Source organism: Ancylobacter sp., assembly GCF_965279025.1.
In the GTDB taxonomy this organism is placed as follows: Bacteria; Pseudomonadota; Alphaproteobacteria; order Rhizobiales; family Xanthobacteraceae; genus Ancylobacter.
Map to the genome: position 1 here is coordinate 2,686,730 of NZ_OZ257132.1, position 16,516 is coordinate 2,703,245.

General features: G+C 68.6%; 12 protein-coding genes. 2 read left to right on the forward strand and 10 right to left on the reverse strand.

The window, feature by feature from the left end; translation table 11 throughout:
• Positions 1-4 precede the first annotated feature (4 nt).
• Complete coding sequence (locus ACQY76_RS12350) at positions 5-754, reverse strand: GntR family transcriptional regulator (RefSeq protein WP_428029034.1); 750 nt, start codon at positions 752-754, stop codon at positions 5-7.
• Between the two features lie 141 nt (positions 755-895).
• Between ACQY76_RS12350 and ACQY76_RS12355 the strand changes: the two genes are divergently transcribed.
• A complete protein-coding gene (locus ACQY76_RS12355) occupies positions 896-1,660 on the forward strand; it encodes a pYEATS domain-containing protein (RefSeq protein ID WP_428029035.1) in 765 nt (254 codons plus the stop codon).
• Positions 1,661-1,672: 12 nt separating this feature from the next.
• On the opposite strand, the gene scpA is transcribed toward ACQY76_RS12355, so the two are convergent.
• The 5 genes from scpA to ACQY76_RS12380 form a co-directional block, all read right to left on the reverse strand.
• Positions 1,673-3,829 carry a methylmalonyl-CoA mutase gene (gene scpA / locus ACQY76_RS12360; RefSeq protein ID WP_428029036.1) on the reverse strand — a complete coding sequence of 719 codons (2,157 nt, stop codon included), beginning with the start codon at positions 3,827-3,829 and terminating at the stop codon, positions 1,673-1,675.
• A 31-nt stretch (positions 3,830-3,860) separates the two neighbouring features.
• Positions 3,861-4,250 (reverse strand): hypothetical protein, encoded by a 390-nt coding sequence (locus tag ACQY76_RS12365; RefSeq protein WP_428029037.1) that lies wholly within the window; start codon positions 4,248-4,250, stop codon positions 3,861-3,863.
• A gap of 60 nt (positions 4,251-4,310) precedes the next feature.
• Positions 4,311-6,176 carry a methylmalonyl-CoA mutase family protein gene (locus ACQY76_RS12370; protein ID WP_428029038.1) on the reverse strand — a complete coding sequence of 622 codons (1,866 nt, stop codon included), beginning with the start codon at positions 6,174-6,176 and terminating at the stop codon, positions 4,311-4,313.
• A 10-nt stretch (positions 6,177-6,186) separates the two neighbouring features.
• Entirely contained in the window at positions 6,187-8,202 is a 2,016-nt protein-coding gene (locus tag ACQY76_RS12375) for an acetyl-CoA carboxylase biotin carboxylase subunit (protein WP_428029039.1), read from the reverse strand.
• Positions 8,203-8,360: 158 nt separating this feature from the next.
• Positions 8,361-9,896, reverse strand: coding sequence for an acyl-CoA carboxylase subunit beta (locus ACQY76_RS12380; RefSeq protein WP_428029040.1), 1,536 nt, complete (start codon positions 9,894-9,896; stop codon positions 8,361-8,363).
• Between the two features lie 303 nt (positions 9,897-10,199).
• Here ACQY76_RS12380 and ACQY76_RS12385 point away from each other — a divergent pair, with 303 nt between their 5' ends.
• Complete coding sequence (locus ACQY76_RS12385) at positions 10,200-11,660, forward strand: helix-turn-helix domain-containing protein (RefSeq protein ID WP_428029041.1); 1,461 nt, start codon at positions 10,200-10,202, stop codon at positions 11,658-11,660.
• Between the two features lie 151 nt (positions 11,661-11,811).
• On the opposite strand, the gene glnT is transcribed toward ACQY76_RS12385, so the two are convergent.
• The 4 genes from glnT to ACQY76_RS12405 form a co-directional block, all read right to left on the reverse strand.
• A complete protein-coding gene (gene glnT, locus ACQY76_RS12390) occupies positions 11,812-13,131 on the reverse strand; it encodes a type III glutamate--ammonia ligase (protein WP_428029042.1) in 1,320 nt (439 codons plus the stop codon).
• A gap of 194 nt (positions 13,132-13,325) precedes the next feature.
• Positions 13,326-14,663 (reverse strand): FMN-binding glutamate synthase family protein, encoded by a 1,338-nt coding sequence (locus ACQY76_RS12395; protein ID WP_428029043.1) that lies wholly within the window; start codon positions 14,661-14,663, stop codon positions 13,326-13,328.
• Between the two features lie 7 nt (positions 14,664-14,670).
• A complete protein-coding gene (locus ACQY76_RS12400; RefSeq protein ID WP_428029044.1) occupies positions 14,671-15,399 on the reverse strand; it encodes a protein glxC in 729 nt (242 codons plus the stop codon).
• On the reverse strand, positions 15,396-16,277 hold the full coding sequence (locus ACQY76_RS12405) for a class II glutamine amidotransferase (RefSeq protein ID WP_428029045.1): 882 nt from the start codon (positions 16,275-16,277) through the stop codon (positions 15,396-15,398). The genes ACQY76_RS12400 and ACQY76_RS12405 overlap by 4 nt, the downstream gene beginning before the upstream one ends.
• Between the last annotated feature and the right edge of the window lie 239 nt (positions 16,278-16,516).

Here is a 16,516-nt window from a genome sequence, read left to right on the forward strand (position 1 = left end):
GCGGTCAATCCTCCTTGGTGGCCGGATGGCCGTGGGAATGGGGATGGTCATGCGTGTGCGGCACGGAAGGGGCATTGCCGGCGAACACCGCTGGCGAGAGCAGCGCGCGCAGGCCGGCCAGCGGGTCGGGCTTGGCGGTGAGGTCCAGCCCCGCCTCGACCTTGCCGATGTGCTCGTCCATCAGCCGGGCGGCGAGAGCGAGGTCGCCCGCCTCCATGGCGGCGACGATGTCTTCATGGTCATGGCTCGACTCTTCCGCCTTCTCGGTCGGCTGGTAGAGCATCGAGATCAGCGTGGTGCGGGCGGTGAGATCGCGCACGATCTCGGTCAGCAGCCGGTTGCCCAGCGCGTCGGCGAGATGAATGTGGAAGTCGCCGAGCAGGCAGGCGCGGGAATGCACGTCGCCGGCGCCGATGGCGTCGCGCTCCATCGCGACGTGCTCCTTGAGGCTTTGCAGGACCTCGTCCGGCACCGCGCGCAGGGAATGCAGCAGCCCGGTCTCGATGACGCGCCGGGTCTGGAACGCCTCGCGCGCCTCTTCCGCCGAAGGCTCCACCACATACCAACCGCGCCGGGCGCTCACCTGCACCACGCCGCGCGTTTCCAGCCGCATCATTGCCTCGCGCACGCGGGTGCGGGAGACGCCGAACAGGTCGGCGAGCTTCTGCTCGCCCAGCCGCGTGCCCGGGTTGATGCGGCCGGCGAGGATGGCGGAGAGGATCGCTTCCTCGATATTGGCGGTGGCTGGATTCATCAGGCTGGGCCCGCACTCTTGCTCACAAACTTGTATACAAGCCTGTAAGCAACCACCGTGCCAAAGTGGGGCGACGGTAGGGACGTCTTGTTATTCGCGCCCAGGTTGTGCATTCTTGCCCTCTCACCGGAGGGGGCGGGCATGGGGAGCATCAGGTCGTTCGCGAGCGCGGCTTCGGCCGCATGGCTGAAATCAGCCAACAAGCCGTTCATCATCATCGCGACAATACTTATCATCGTCGCCATCGCCGAAGCATTCGGCAGGGTTCTGGGCGATGGAACGAAGATAAGTATTCTCGTCGGACTGGCTTTGGTGACACTCGTCGTCCCGAGAATTGAAACCTTTTCGTTCGGTTCCGACGGCGTCAAGGCGGCGCTGAACCGGATCGACGCCAACAACATCGCGGCAACGTCCGAGATGGACGTCAATGTCAGCCAGAAGCTGGAGCAGATACTGCGCGAGGTCGTCGCCATCCGGCAGGGCATGGGCACCGCAGCCTTCGCCAGCGACGGCCCGGGCGCCGAGGACGGGATCGCCTTGCCTGAGCCGGCGAACCCCGACGATCCTCAGAAAGGACGCTTTGGTGGCACGGAGGCCAGCAATGGGCGTATTTTGTGCGCAACCGTCGAGCCCTCGACCCTGAAGGGCAGCTGGTGCACGGTCACCCTCATCGTCCGCCCGAGCAGGAACAAGTCGCCCGTGACGGGACCGGTCATCTTCTACCTGCACGATTCATTTTCGCCCCATCGGTACGTCGTGACCGCCGCCCAGGGCGAGGCCCGACTGGTCTTTCGTGCCTATGGCGCGTTCACGGCCGGGGCTATCGTCGACGGATCGACGCTGCTGGAGCTGGACCTTGCGGAGAGCCCGAATGTGGACGCACCCAAGGAGTGGCGCGCCCGCTAGCTCCGCTTTTCGCTACTCCGCCGCGTCCCGCGCGTGGCCCAGCCGGGCGGCGAGGGTGGCGACCAGTTCCCCGGCCGCCTCGGCGATCACCGTGCCGGGGGGATAGATGGCATCGGCCCCCGCCGCGCGCACCGCGTCATAGTCCTGCGGCGGCACCACGCCGCCGACCACGACCATGATGTCGGGCCGCCCTTGCGCCGCCAGCGCCGCCTTCACTTGCGGCACCAGCGTCAGGTGCCCGGCGGCGAGCGAGGAGATGCCGATGACGTGCACGTCGTTCTCCACCGCCTGCCGGGCGGCTTCCTCCGGCGTGGCGAAGAGCGGGCCGATATCGACATCGAAGCCGAGATCGGCGAAGGCGGAGGCGATCACCTTCTGGCCCCGGTCGTGCCCGTCCTGCCCGACCTTGGCGACCAGCAGCCGGGGGCGACGGCCTTCCTCCTGCGCGAACGCCTCGACACGCGCGCGCACCTGCGCAACCTTGTCGGCCATGGCTCCCGCCTCCCGTCGATAGATGCCCGAGACCGTGCGCACATCCGCGCGGTGCCGGCCAAAGACGCGCTCCAGCGCATCGGAAATCTCGCCCACCGTCGCCTTGGCCCGCGCGGCATCGATGGCGAGTGCCAGCAGATTGCCGGTTTTGCGCGCGCCGGCCTCCAGCGCGGCGAGTGCGCCGGCCACCGCCTGCGGGTCGCGCTCGGCCTTCAGCCGCGCCAGCTTGTCGAGCTGCGCGGCGCGCACCGCCGAATTGTCGACCCGGAGCACGTCGAGCGGCGTTTCGCGGGCCGGCCGGTACTTGTTGACGCCGACCACCGTCTGCGCGCCGGAATCGATGCGCGCCTGCGTGGTGGCGGCGGCTTCCTCAATGCGCAGCTTGGGAATGCCGGCCTCGATCGCCTTGGCCATGCCGCCCAGTTCCTCCACCTCGGCAATGTGGCGCAGCGCCTTGGCGGCGAGGTCGGCGGTCAGACGCTCGACGAAGAACGAGCCGCCCCAGGGGTCGATGGCGCGGGTGGTGCCGCTCTCCTGCTGCAGCAGCAACTGGGTGTTGCGGGCAATGCGGGCGGAAAAGTCGGTGGGCAGCGCCAGCGCCTCGTCCAGCGCGTTGGTGTGCAGCGACTGGGTGTGCCCCTGCGTCGCCGCCATCGCCTCCACCATGGTGCGCATCACATTGTTGAACGGGTCCTGCGCCGTCAGGCTCCAGCCGGAGGTCTGCGAATGGGTGCGCAGCGGCAGCGACTTCGGGTTCTTCGCGCCGAGATCCTTCATCAGCTTCGCCCAGATCAGCCGGGCGGCGCGCAGCTTGGCGACTTCCATGAAGAAGTTCATGCCGATGGCCCAGAAGAACGACAGGCGCGGCGCGAAGGCGTCGATCGGCAGCCCCGCCGCCGCGCCCGCGCGCACATAGTCGATGCCGTCGGCCAGCGTGTAGGCCAGTTCCAGATCCTGCGTCGCCCCGGCTTCCTGCATGTGGTAGCCGGAAATCGAGATCGAGTTGAAGCGCGGCATGTGCGTGGAGGTGTAGGCGAAGATGTCGGAGATGATCCGCATCGAGGGCGTCGGCGGGTAGATATAGGTGTTGCGGACCATGAACTCCTTGAGGATGTCGTTCTGGATGGTCCCCGAGAGCTGCGCCGGGCCCACCCCCTGCTCCTCCGCCGCCACCACGAACAGCGCGAGGATCGGTAGCACCGCGCCGTTCATGGTCATGGACACGCTCATCTGGTCCAGCGGGATGCCGGAGAACAGCGTGCGCATGTCATAGATCGAGTCGATCGCCACCCCCGCCATGCCGACATCGCCGGCGACGCGCGGGTGGTCGCTGTCATAGCCGCGATGGGTGGCGAGATCGAAGGCGACCGAGAGCCCCTTCTGTCCCGCCGCGAGGTTGCGGCGGTAGAAGGCGTTGGAATCCTCCGCCGTGGAGAAGCCGGCATATTGCCGGACCGTCCAGGGCTGGGTCGCGTACATGGTGGGGTAGGGGCCGCGCAGATAGGGCGCGAGGCCGGGATAGCCATCGACGAAGCCGAGGCCGGCAAGGTCCCCCGGCGCATAGACGGGTCTCACCGCCAGCCCTTCGGGGGTCGGCCAATTGCCGGGGCCGGGTGCCGGCGCGGCGGGCGACGGAGAACGCCAGTCGCGCGCGGCGAAATCGGGGATCGCGCTCATCGCGTGCGCCCCCCACAGCGGCGGGCAAGGCTCAGGCCTTGCGCGCCACCCATGAGCCGGTGCAGTTCTTCACCGGCGATTCCCATTTCCCGGTGGCGACATCGCCCCGCACCACGCCCTTGGCGGAGAGCGTCTCGCCGCCCCGCACGACGCGGATGGTTATGGCCCCGAGCGGGCTCACCGAGCCGCTCGCGTCCACCGGCCAGGAGCCGGCATAGGTGACGCGGCCGTGCTCGACCGACAGCTTGAAGTCCAGCCGCTTGTCGCACGGTCCCGAGATCGGCTGCGTCGACACTTCCCAGATGCCGTCGTGCAGGCTCAGTTCCGTCAGTTCCTGTGCCGTTGCCGGCGGTATCAGCAGCGCCCCCCAAAGCGCCGCGCCGCAGGTGGCGCGTTTCCACCCGTGATTCAGCGTTTTCATGGTCTGTCCCTAGGTTGATGGCGGCATGAGAGCCACCCCTGGGGCAACGGATGGCGTGGCTCATGGTTCCACCCTTCGGCCGATGCCGAGCACCGCCTGCGCCTCGCGCAGAAACGCCACAAGGTCGATGCCGGCGAACAGATAGCCGTCGATGCCCGCGCCGCGCTGGGCCGCCTCGTCGCCGCCCGGCTTGCCGGCGAGGTACACGCGCAATGCCCCCGCCTCCTTCAGCACGGCAGCGGCCGCCACGGCCGAAGCGGCATAGAGTTCGTCCGACGAACACAGGCAGGCTAGCCGGGCGCCCGAGGCCTGGAAGGCCTGCGCCAGCGCGGCCATGCCGGTGAAGCCGTCATTGCCCGGCGCGGCCAGCCCGCCGGCCTCGAAGGCGGCGCGGGCGAAGCTCGCGCGGGGCGTGAACTGCGCTGGCGTGCCGAGCGTGGCGAGGAAGATGCGCGGCGACGTCGCGGCGGCGGCCTCGCGCAATTGCTCGAACGGTTCGGCCAGACGTTCGCCGACCAGCGGCTCGCACAGCAGCGCGCCTTCCGGCAGCGCGGCGGTGGTGCGGCGGGGAGCGGGCGCGAGCACGGCGGGCACCGCCTCGCCGAGCAGCGGGAATTCCGAGGTGCCGGTGAGCGGCAGCCGGCGGGTGGCGATATCGCGTGCCCGTGCGGTGCGCGCCGCCGTGAGCCGCGCCTGCCACGTACCGGAGGCGAGCGCCTCCACCATGCCCCCCTCGCGCTCGATCTGGCGAAAGAGCTCCCAGGCGGCGGCGGCCAGCTTTTCCGTCCGCTCCTCGATGGCGCCTGCCCCGGCGCCGGGGTCGGCGACGCGGTGGAGGTTGGATTCCTCCATTAGGATGATCTGCGTGTTGCGCGCCAGCCGCCGCGCCGCCGCATCGGGCAACCCCAGCGCCTGGGTGAAGGGCAGCACGCTCACGCTGTCCGCCCCGCCCACCCCGGCGGCGAAGGCGGCGAGGGTGCCGCGCAGCAGGTTCACCTGCGCGTCGTGCCGGGTGAGGCTGCGCCAGGCGGTCTCCATGTGGAGCGCTACGGGTGAGGGGTCGAGCCCGCACGCCTCGAGCATGGCCTGCCACAGCAGGCGGAAGGCGCGGGGCTTGGCCTGGGTGCCGAACTGGTCGACATCGGCGGTCAACGTCACCTCGATGCTGCGCGCGGCCTCATCGAGTGGCAGGCCGCCGGCCTCCAGCGCCCTGAGATAGGCCAGCGCGGTGGCGAGCACGGCGGCGAGTTCCTGCGCGTCGGTAGCCCCGGCGCCATGGTGCAGGCGCCCGTCGGCCCGCACCATCGGCGCGATGAGCCCGCGCCCGCGCAGCGCCAGCACCGTCTGGCCGAGCCGGGCGGAGAGCGCGCCCCAATCGATCGGCGCGGCGCCGCGCGCGGCGAAATCGCCGATGGGATCGAGCCCGAAGCGCATATCGAGGCCGGCGGGGTCGGCCTTCTCGAACAGGCGGGCCAGGGCCAGCGCGACATCCCGCCCCTGAAAGGCACCGACGTCCACCCGCAGCGTCGCCATTTCGGGCATCAGCCCTTCCAGCGCCGTGGACAGGTCCTCAAACCGCACCGGCAGGCCGAAGCCGCCGGCATGGGGCGAAGAGGCAAAGACCAGCGCGACGCCATCGGCGCCGCCGTTCAGGTCTTCCAGCATCTGCGTATTGGCGAGGGCCGGGTCGTCATGGTCGATGCGGGCGATCACCTTCCACGGTGCGCCCGCCGGGCGACCGGCGATGGGCGCGGCCTCGCGGCGGCGCTCGGGCAGGGCGTCGAGCGTATAGCCGTCCGGCGTGCGCGTGACCATGCGCGTGTCATAGGCTGCGCCCTTCAGCACGCCCTCCACCAGCGCCAGCCAGTCGGCGCGGGTCGCGGACGGGAAGCTGTCGAGGTCGAGATCGAGCGGGCGCGAATCCATGGCGGCCCCCTCAGGCGAAGTCGAGGATGACGGCGTCGACGGCGAGGCTGTCGCCGGCCTTGGCGTGCACCCTCCCCACCGTGGCGTCGCGCTCGGCGCGCAGCACGTTCTCCATCTTCATCGCCTCGACGACGGCCAGCGTCTCGCCGGCCTTCACTTCCTGCCCCTCGGAAACGGCAATCGAGACGATAAGCCCCGGCATTGGGCAAAGCAGCTGCTTGCCGCTGCCGGCCTGTTCCTTCACCGGCATCAGCGCCGCGAGTTCGGCCTCGCGCCTGGTATAGACGAAGGCCTCCACCGCCACGCCGCGATGCGCCAGTGCCACGCCGTTGAGGCGGGGGCGCACCTGCACGGCGATGGCTTCCTCGTCGAACACCCCGTTCCATACCGGCTCGCCCGGCTGCCAGCCCGAGCGCAGCTCATGGGTCGAGAGCGGCCGACCGGCGTCGTCCAGAAAGCTGACGATGAAGCCGCCCGCCGCGCGGTCCACTTCGCAAGCGAGGGCGAGGTCGCCGAGCCTCACCACCCGCTGATGCTCGAACACCACCGGCCGCCCGGCGAGCTGGCCGGAAATCTTGCGCTTGCGGGCATTGCCGACATTGTCGATCACCGCCGCCACCGCTGCCAAGGTGCGGGCCAGTGCCGTGCTCGGCGCGGTGGCGTGGAAGCCGTCGGGATATTCTTCCGCGATGAAGCCGGTGGAAAGCCGGCCCGCCCGCCAGCGCTCATGCGTCATCAGCGCCGAGAGAAAGGGGATGTTGTGCTGGATGCCGTCGATGGCGAAGGCGTCGAGCGCGTCCGCCTGCGCTTCGATTGCCGCGTCCCGCGTCGGCGCGTGGGTGATCAGCTTGGCGATCATCGGGTCGTAGAACAGCGAGATTTCCCCGCCCTCGAACACGCCGGTGTCGTTGCGCACGGTGACGCCCTCGCTCACCCCTTCCGCCGGGGGCCTGTAGCGGGTGAGCCGGCCGATGGAAGGTAGGAAGCCGCGATAGGGATCTTCGGCATAGACGCGGCTCTCCACCGCCCAGCCGTTCAGCGTCACCTCGCCTTGCGCGATGCCCAGCGGCTCGCCCGCCGCGACGCGGATCATCTGCTCGACAAGGTCGATGCCGGTGATGAGCTCGGTGACCGGGTGCTCCACCTGCAGGCGGGTGTTCATCTCGAGGAAATAGAACGACCGGTCCTGCCCGGCGACGAATTCCACCGTGCCGGCGCTGTCATAGTTCACCGCCTTGGCCAGCGCGACGGCCTGCGCCCCCATCCGGGCGCGGGTGGCCTCGTCCAGCAGCGGCGAGGGGGCCTCCTCGACAACCTTCTGGTTGCGGCGCTGAATCGAGCATTCGCGCTCGCCGAGATGGATGACGTTGCCGTGCTTGTCGCCCAGCACCTGGATCTCGATATGGCGCGGGTTGACGATGAACTTTTCCACGAACACCCGGTCGTCGCCGAAGGACGACTTCGCCTCCGAGCGCGCGCGGTCGTACCCCTCCTGCACCTCGTCGCGGGAATGGGCGATGCGCATTCCCTTGCCGCCGCCGCCGGCGCTGGCCTTGATCATCACGGGATAGCCGATCTCGTCGGCGATGCGCGCGGCGTGGGCGGCATCCTCGATCACGCCGAGATAGCCCGGCACGGTGGAGACATTGGCCGCCGCCGCCGCCTTCTTGGATTCGATCTTGTCGCCCATCGCCTCGATCGCCCCCGGATTGGGGCCGATGAAGACGAGGCCGGCGTCCTTCAGCGCGGTGGCGAAGCTCGCCCGCTCGGAGAGAAAGCCATAGCCGGGGTGGATCGCCTGCGCCCCGGTCTGCTTGGCCGCCGCGATGATCTTGTCGGCATCGAGATAGGACTGCGCCGCCGGGGCGGGGCCTATGGGCACAGCCTCATCCGCCATCGCCACATGCAGCGCGTCCCGGTCCGCGTCGGAATAGACCGCGACGGTCGCAATGCCCATGCGCCGGGCGGTCTTGATGACCCGGCAGGCAATCTCGCCACGGTTGGCGATGAGGATCTTGGAGAACATGGGCGTCCCTGACCGTTCGATTCTTTGCTGTCGTCATCCTGAGGTGCCCGGCCTAGACGGGCCTCGAAGGATGGTCGTCTCGTACGCCCGTTGGGCATCCTTCGAGGCTCGCTTGCGCTCGCACCTCAGGATGACGCCGCCCCCGCCGGGTAAGCGCCTCACAATGGCAGATTATCGTGCTTCTTCATCGGCGCCTCGACCTTCTTCGAGGCCAGCATGGCGAGCGCGCGGGCGATGCGCTTGCGCGTCGAGCGCGGGGTGATGACCTCGTCGATATAGCCGCGCTCGGCCGCGACAAACGGCGAGAGGAAGCGCTGCTCATATTCCTTCGTGCGCGCCGCGATCTTCTCGGGGTCGTCGATGTCGGCGCGGAAGATGATCTCCACCGCCCCCTTGGCCCCCATCACGGCGATCTGCGCGGTCGGCCAGGCATAGTTGACGTCGCCGCCAATATGCTTGGAGGCCATCACGTCATAGGCACCGCCGAACGCCTTGCGGGTGATGAGCGTGACCAGCGGCACGGTGGCCTGCGCATAGGCAAAGAGCAGCTTGGCGCCGTGCTTGATCAGCCCGCCATATTCCTGCGCCGTGCCCGGCAAAAATCCCGGCACGTCGACAAAGGTGACGAGCGGGATTTCGAAGGCGTCGCAGAAGCGCACGAACCTCGCGGCTTTTCTCGATGCATCCGCATCGAGAACGCCGGCCAGCACCATCGGTTGGTTGGCGACGAACCCCACGGTGCGCCCCTCCACCCGGCCGAAGCCGGTGAGGATGTTGCCGGCAAAGGCGCCCTGGATCTCGAAGAAATCGCCCTCGTCGACGACCTTGGCGATCAGCTCCTTCATGTCATAGGGGTTGTTCGGGTTTTCCGGCACCAGCGTGTCGAGCGAGGGGTCGAGCCGTTCGCCATCGTCGAAACTCGGCCACACCGGCACGCCGGACTGGTTGCTGGCGGGCAGGAAGTCGATCAGCCGGCGCATCTGCAACAGGCACTCGACATCGTTCTCATAGGCGCCATCGGCGACCGAGGACTTGCTGGTGTGCACCTTGGCGCCGCCCAGTTCCTCGGCGGTCACGCTCTCATTGGTGACGGTCTTCACCACCTCCGGCCCGGTGACGAACATGTAGGAGCTGTCGCGCACCATGAAGATGAAGTCGGTCATGGCGGGCGAATAGACATCGCCGCCGGCGCAAGGGCCCATGATGACGGAAATCTGCGGAATGACGCCGGAGGCCAGCACGTTGCGGCGGAACACCTCGCCATAGCCGCCCAGCGCCGCCACGCCTTCCTGGATGCGCGCCCCGCCGGCGTCGAACAGGCCGATCACCGGCGCCCGCGTCTTCAGCGCCATGTCCTGGATCTTGGTGATCTTGGCCGCATGCGCCTCGGAGAGCGAGCCGCCGAACACGGTGAAGTCCTTGGCGAACACGAACACCTTGCGCCCGTTCACCGTGCCCCAGCCGGTGACGACGCCGTCGCCGGGAATCTTCTCGGCCTTGTCCATGCCGAAATCGGTGCAGCGGTGCTGCACGAAGGTGTCGAACTCCTCGAAGGAACCGCTGTCGAGCAGCAGGTCGAGTCGCTCGCGCGCCGTCAGCTTGCCGCGCTTGTGTTGGGCGGCGACGCGCTTTTCACCGCCGCCGGCGCGTGCCCCGGCGCGGCGCTGGTCGAGTTCGTCGAGAATGGGCTTCATGGCGTTCTCCCGGACGGGACTGTGCGCGCGGACCGTTCAAATCGTTCTAGGCGCTTGCAGCGGAAAACATAAGCTGTGAAAATGCGGATCGTGAAGTTGTAAAATTTTCACAAAACGACGGTGCTCTCAATCCGCGCGCTGTCATCCTCAAGCGGTCCGCCTGCGCAACGTCATCCTGAGGTGCGCGCGGAGCGCGCCTCGAAGGATGGTCGTCCGGGTGCGCTTGAATGAGCATCATTCGGCGCTGGCCTCCGGCAGGCACCTTAGGATGACGATGCTCTGTAGTTTCCGCTGGAGGCGATCATGTCCAAGAAAGTCTTCGCCGGCCATGCGGTGCGCCATGTGCGCGAGCGGCTGGGGCTGACGCAGATGGATTTCGCCCGGCGGCTGTCGTTGTCGCCGAGCTATATCAACCAGATCGAGAGCAACCAGCGCCCGGTCACCGCCGCCGTGCTGCTGGCGATCAGCCGCACCTTCGATCTCGACATCACCCGCTTCGGTGCCGACGACCTCGACCGCATCGTCGCCGATCTGCGCGAGGCGCTGGCCGATCCGGTGTTTCGCGGCATCGAGCCGAGCCTGCAGGATCTGAAGAACGCCACCACCCACGCGCCGACCTTCGCCCATGCCTTCCTGCGCCTGCACGGGGCGCTGCGCCGGCTGGAGGAGCGCCGCGCCGCGCAGGACGACGCGGTGGTTTCGGTGGCGCGCGAGGTGGATGGCGGCGCACCGTCCGACGAGGCGCGCCACCTCGCGCCCTATGAGGAGGTGCGCGACCATTTCCACTACATCGACAATTACGTCGACGGGCTAGACCGGGCGGGCGAGGAGCGCAATGCCGCGCTCGACCTGTTCGGCCGCGACGATGCGGTGGCAGCGTTGGCGGCGCATCTGCGCCAGCGCCACGACATCGCGGTGGAGATGGCGCCGGCGGAAATGGCGGCGTCCGGCCTCGACGCGCCGCTGCTGGCCTATGACCGCCACCGCCGGGTGGCGACGCTGGCGCGCACGCTCGATCCCGCGAGCCGCGCCTTCCGCCTCGCCGCGCTTATCGCCCGCTTCGAGCAGAGCGAGCTGATCGATCGCCACGTCATCGAGGCCGGCTTCCGCAGCCCTACCGCGCGCGAGGTCTGCCGCCTGTCGCTGCAGAACTACTATGCCGGCGCGCTGATCCTGCCCTATCGCCGCTTCGCCCGCCTCGCGCGCGAGGTGCGGCACGATCTCGACCGGCTGGCGGCCATGACCGGGGCGAGCCTGGAGCAGGTGTGCCACCGCCTCTCCACGCTGCAGCGGCCGGGCGAGAAGGGCGTGCCGTTCTATTTCCTGAAGGTCGACCGCGCCGGCAACGTCATCAAGCGCCACAGCGCCACGCGCTTCCAGTTCGCCCGCTATGGCGGCGCCTGCCCGGTGTGGAACGTGCACGAGGCGTTCGAGCAGCCGGCCCGTACGCTGGTGCAGGTGGGCGAGATGCCGGACGGGGCGCGCTATCTGTGCCTGGCGCGGGGCTCGTCCAAGCCGGCGCTGCGCCACGGCCAGCGCGAGCGCCGCTTCGCGCTCGGCATTGGCTGCGAGATTTCCCATGCCGGCGAACTGGTCCATGCCGACGGTGTGGACCTGAAGGCGGCGGCGGTGGCGCCGCTCGGCGTCAATTGCCGCATCTGCCCGCGCACCGCCTGCCCCGAGCGCGCCTTCCCCCCGCTCGACCGCGAGATCGTGCTCGACCCCGACCGGCGCGGCGTGGTGCCGTTTTCGGTGCGGGAGTGAGGGGGCGCGGGGGCGAGCGGTTCCGCCCGTGTCGTCATCCCGGCCGGAGGCTAAGCCGCAGTGCCGGGATCGCGTGCAGGATAGAGCTGGATGCGATCCCGGATACGGCCTTGCGGCCGTTCCGGGATGACGCCGACGAGGGAAAAAACCCTCAGATGTCCAGCGTGTTGTCGCGTTCCCACTGGGTGAGGTGGCGCGAATAGGCGTTCCATTCCTCGTTCTTCAGCTTGGCGTAGCCGTCGACCAGCGGTGCGCCGAGCGCGCTGCGCAGGACGGAGGACTTCTCCAGCGACCGGATGGCGTCGAGCAGGTTCAGCGGCAGCTTCTTGGCGCCGCGCACCTTGTGGCCGTCCGTGTACATGTTGATGTCGAGCCGCTTGCCCGGGTCGCGCTGGTTCTGGATGCCGTCGAGGCCGGCCGCCAGCATGGCGGCGGGGGCGAGATAGGGGTTGGCGGCGCCGTCCGGCAGGCGCAGCTCCAGCCGGCCGGCATCGGGAATGCGGATCATGTGGGTGCGGTTATTGCCGGTATAGGTGACCGTGTTCGGTGCCCAGGTGGCGCCCGAGACGGTGCGCGGGGCGTTGATGCGCTTGTAGGAGTTCACCGTCGGGTTGGTGAAGGCGCACAGCGCGTCGGCGGAATGGATCAGCCCGCCGATGAAGTTGTAGCCGAGATCGGACAGGCCGAGCTCGCCATCCTCGTCCTCGAACAGGTTGGCGCCGTCCGGTCCCCACAGCGAGGTGTGCATGTGGCAGCCCGAGCCGGTGAGGTCGATGAACGGCTTGGGCATGAAGGTGGCGCGCAGCCCGTGCTTCTCGGCGATGGAGCGGGCCATGAACTTGAAGAACACGTGCCGGTCGGCGGTGATCAGCGCGTCGTCGAAGTCCCAGTTCATCTCGAACTGGCCGTTGGCGTCCTCATGGTCGTTCTGGTAGGGGCCCCAGCCGAGCGTGAGCATGCAGTCGCAGATTTCCTTGATGACGTCGTAGCGGCGCATCAGGGCGGACTGGTCGTAGCAGGGCTTGGTGGCGTTGTCGGCGGCGTCGGAGATCTTGGTGCCGTCGGCATTGGTGAGGAAGAACTCGCACTCCACGCCGGTCTTCATCTGGTAGCCGAGGCTATCGGCGCCCAGCATGATGGACTTCAGCACGTTGCGCGGCGCCTGCGCCACCAGTTCGTTGTTCATCACCAGGTCGGAGGCGAGCCAGGCGACCTCCGGCTTCCACGGCAGCTGGATCAGGCTGGAGGCGTCCGGCACGGCGAACAGGTCGGCATCGGCCGGGCTCATGTCGAGCCAGGTGGCGAAGCCGGCGAAGCCCGCCCCGGACTTCTGCATGCCGCTGATGGCGGTGGCCGGCGCCAGCTTGGCCCGCAGCGCCCCGAACAGGTCGACATACGAGATCAGGAAATACTTGATGCCGAGTTCTTTGGCGGCGTGCTTCAGATCGGCTTGGGCGAGATCATTGGCCATGGTGCAATCCGGTTTCGCTGTTCCCCGGCCCGTTGGGGCTCGTTGGTGGTCGTGCAAGTCTCGCGCCGGTCGTGCCGGCGACCATCCTTCGAGGCCGGCCCAGGGCCGGCACCTCAGGATGACGTTGCGCTGTGAAGAACCACGTCATCCTGAGGTGCGAGCGCAGCGAGCCTCGAAGGATATCGGAAAGGCGCTCAGAGCCCGCCGTTCCGTCCCGGTATCCAGTCGGTGCCGGCCAGCGGCACATTGGCCATGGCGGCGGCCTCGATGGTCAGGGCGACAAGGTCCTCGGGCTCCAGATTGTGCACATGGCTCTTGCCGCAGGCCCGCGCGATAGTCTGGCACTCCAGCGTCAGCACGGCGAGGTAGTTGGCAAGGCGCCGCCCCGCTGCGATGGGGTCGAGCCGGGCCATCAGCGCCGGGTCCTGGGTGGTGATGCCGGCGGGGTCGCGGCCCTCGTGCCAGTCGTCATAGGCGCCGGGGCGGGTGCCGAGCGCCTCGTATTCGGCGGCGTAATGGGGGTCGTTGTCGCCCAGCGCCACGAGGGCCGCCGTGCCGATCGCCACCGCGTCGGCGCCGAGCGCCAGCGCCTTGGCCACATCCGCCCCGTTGCGGATGCCGCCGGAGACGATGAGCTGCACCTTGCGGTGCATGCCGAGATCCTGCAGCGCCTTCACCGCCTGCCGGACGGCGGCCAGCGTCGGGATGCCGACATGCTCGATGAAGATTTCCTGCGTGGCGGCGGTGCCGCCCTGCATGCCGTCGACCACCACCACGTCGGCGCCCGACTTCACCGCCAGTGCGGTGTCGTAATAGGGGCGGGCGGCGCCGACCTTCACATAGATCGGCTTTTCCCAGTCGGTGATCTCGCGCAGTTCCTCGATCTTGATCTCGAGGTCGTCCGGCCCGGTCCAGTCCGGGTGGCGGCAGGCGGAGCGCTGGTCGATGCCGACCGGCAGGGTGCGCATGCCGGCGACGCGCTCGGTGATCTTCTGGCCGAGCAGCATGCCGCCGCCGCCGGGCTTGGCGCCCTGGCCCACTACCACTTCGATGGCGTCGGCGCGCTTCAGGTCGTCGGGGTTCATGCCATAGCGCGAGGGCAGATACTGGTAGACGAGCTGGGTCGAGTGCCCGCGCTCCTCATTGGTCATGCCGCCATCGCCCGTGGTGGTCGAGGTTCCCATCGCCGAGGCGCCGCGCCCGAGCGCTTCCTTGGCGTTGGCGGAGAGCGAACCGAAGCTCATGCCGGCAATGGTGATTGGAATCTTCAACTGGATCGGCTTCTTGGCGAAGCGGGTGCCGAGCAGGACCTCGGTGGAGCACTTCTCGCGGTAGCCTTCCAGCGGGTAGCGCGACATGGAAGCGCCGAGGAACAGCAGGTCGTCGAAATGCGGGACCTTGCGCTTGGCGCCGCCGCCGCGAATGTCGTAGATTCCGGTCGCCGCCGCGCGGCGGATTTCCGAGAGCGTGTAGTCGTCGAAAGTAGCGGAAGAGCGCGGGGTGGTGCGCGGGGTGTTGCTGTGGTCGGTCATCGCGCCCTCAATAGCTCGACACGTTGTCGACGTGGAAATGGTAGAGCGTGCGGGCCGAGCCATAGCGGCGGAATTCGGCGATATCGACCTCGCCGAGAATACCGGCGGCTTCCAGCTTGGCGGCCAGCAGCGCCCGGTGCTCCTCGCGCATTTCCTTCTCGATGCAGTCGGCCCCGAGGCCGCCGACCGAGCCGCGTACGAACAGCCTGGCCTCATACAGGCTGTCGCCCAGCGCCTCGCCGGCGTCGCCCAGCACGGTGAGGGTGCCGGCCTGCGCCATGAAGGCGCTCATGTGGCCGACCGAGCCCTTCACCACGATGTCGATGCCCTTCATCGAGATGCCGCAGCGGGCCGAGGCGTTGCCGTCGATCACCAGAAGCCCGCCATGGGCGGTGGCGCCGGCCGCCTGGCTGGCGTCGCCCTTCACATGCACGAAGCCGCTCATCATGTTCTCGGCGACGCCGACGCCGGCATTGCCGTGCACGATGACGCGCCCCTGCTTGTTCATGCCGGCGCAGTAATAGCCGACCGGCCCGTCGATCTCGATGGTCACCGGGGCGTCGAGCCCGGCCGCGATGGCGTGGCGGCCGGCGGGATTGGCGATCTTCCACAGGGTCTGGTTGGTGTCGCCCGACAATTTATGCAGGGCGGCGTTCAGCTCGCGCAGCGGCGTGCCGGCGAGATCGACGAAGGTTTCCCCCTCCGACGAGGCGGCTTGTTTCAGCGACAGGTTCATGCTGCACGATCCCAGAAATAGACCTTGGCCGGCTCCGGCTCGAAGACCCGCGCCGTCTCGATGCCCGGCAGCCCGGCGAGCGCCCGGTATTCGGAGGCGAAGGCGACGTAATCGTCGGTTTCGGCCATGACGGCGGGCTTGCAGGCGATGGGGTCCCGCAGCACGCCGAAGCCGCTCTCGGTGCCGACCACGAAGGTGTAGAAGCCGTCGAGGTCGTCGAGCGAATGTTCCAGCGCCTGGCCCAGCGTGTCGCCGCCGCGCATGCGGTAGGTGAGGTAGGCGGCCGCCACCTCGCTGTCGTTCTCGGTCTTCACCTCCAGCCCCTCGCGGGCCAGCAGGCGGCGCACGCCGGCATGGTTGGACAGCGAGCCATTATGGACCAGGCACTGGTCCGGCCCGGTGGAGAAGGGGTGGGCGCCGTCCGTGGTCACGGCGCTCTCGGTCGCCATGCGGGTGTGGCCGATGGCGTGGGTGCCGCTCATCGTCTCCAGGTGGAAGCGCTTGGCGACATCGGCGGGCAGGCCGACCTCCTTGTAGAGCTCCATGCGCGAGCCGGCGCCGACGACGCGCACATCCGGCGCCAGCCGGGCCAGCGCCGCGCGCACCGTCGCCTCCTCGGCAACCGGCACGCTGAGCACCGCATGGGTGTCGCGCGCGGTGACGATATGGCCGATCTCCGCCCCGAGCGCGGCGAAGTCGGTGCCGGCGGGGCCGCGCAGGGTGAGCTTCACGAAGCCGGGCGAACCGGCGCCATAGACGGCGAAGCCGGCCGAATCCGGCCCGCGGTCGCACATGATGTCGAGCATCTGCGAAAGCATGGCGCCGAGCTCCGGCTCCAGCTTCGGCTGCTTCAGGAACAGGCCGACAATGCCGCACATGGCGGGAACACTCCTGCAGGCAAGGGGAAGGACATGCCCCATCTTTTAGGAGCCGCCGCCGCAGGCGTCAATATTCATGGAATAATATTTTCTTGAGAAGAAAACAGGCGTGCCGCGCCGGTTTTCCCTGTCCGCGTCATCCCGGTCGCTGCGACGCGAAGCGCCGGGATCGCGCTCCATCCGGCAAAGATCCCGGCTCGGCCGGCGGCCGTCCGGGATGACGGCGGTGAAGAGGGTGC

What these genes read in the sequence shown, in the direction of transcription:
- ACQY76_RS12350 (WP_428029034.1), bottom strand. Translation starts at nt 754, where the DNA reads ATGAATCCAGCCACCGCCAATATCGAGGAAGCGATCCTCTCCGCCATC.
- ACQY76_RS12355 (WP_428029035.1), top strand. Translation starts at nt 896, where the DNA reads ATGGGGAGCATCAGGTCGTTCGCGAGCGCGGCTTCGGCCGCATGGCTG.
- scpA (WP_428029036.1), bottom strand. Translation starts at nt 3,829, where the DNA reads ATGAGCGCGATCCCCGATTTCGCCGCGCGCGACTGGCGTTCTCCGTCG.
- ACQY76_RS12365 (WP_428029037.1), bottom strand. Translation starts at nt 4,250, where the DNA reads ATGAAAACGCTGAATCACGGGTGGAAACGCGCCACCTGCGGCGCGGCG.
- ACQY76_RS12370 (WP_428029038.1), bottom strand. Translation starts at nt 6,176, where the DNA reads ATGGATTCGCGCCCGCTCGATCTCGACCTCGACAGCTTCCCGTCCGCG.
- ACQY76_RS12375 (WP_428029039.1), bottom strand. Translation starts at nt 8,202, where the DNA reads ATGTTCTCCAAGATCCTCATCGCCAACCGTGGCGAGATTGCCTGCCGG.
- ACQY76_RS12380 (WP_428029040.1), bottom strand. Translation starts at nt 9,896, where the DNA reads ATGAAGCCCATTCTCGACGAACTCGACCAGCGCCGCGCCGGGGCACGC.
- ACQY76_RS12385 (WP_428029041.1), top strand. Translation starts at nt 10,200, where the DNA reads ATGTCCAAGAAAGTCTTCGCCGGCCATGCGGTGCGCCATGTGCGCGAG.
- glnT (WP_428029042.1), bottom strand. Translation starts at nt 13,131, where the DNA reads ATGGCCAATGATCTCGCCCAAGCCGATCTGAAGCACGCCGCCAAAGAA.
- ACQY76_RS12395 (WP_428029043.1), bottom strand. Translation starts at nt 14,663, where the DNA reads ATGACCGACCACAGCAACACCCCGCGCACCACCCCGCGCTCTTCCGCT.
- ACQY76_RS12400 (WP_428029044.1), bottom strand. Translation starts at nt 15,399, where the DNA reads ATGAACCTGTCGCTGAAACAAGCCGCCTCGTCGGAGGGGGAAACCTTC.
- ACQY76_RS12405 (WP_428029045.1), bottom strand. Translation starts at nt 16,277, where the DNA reads ATGTGCGGCATTGTCGGCCTGTTCCTGAAGCAGCCGAAGCTGGAGCCG.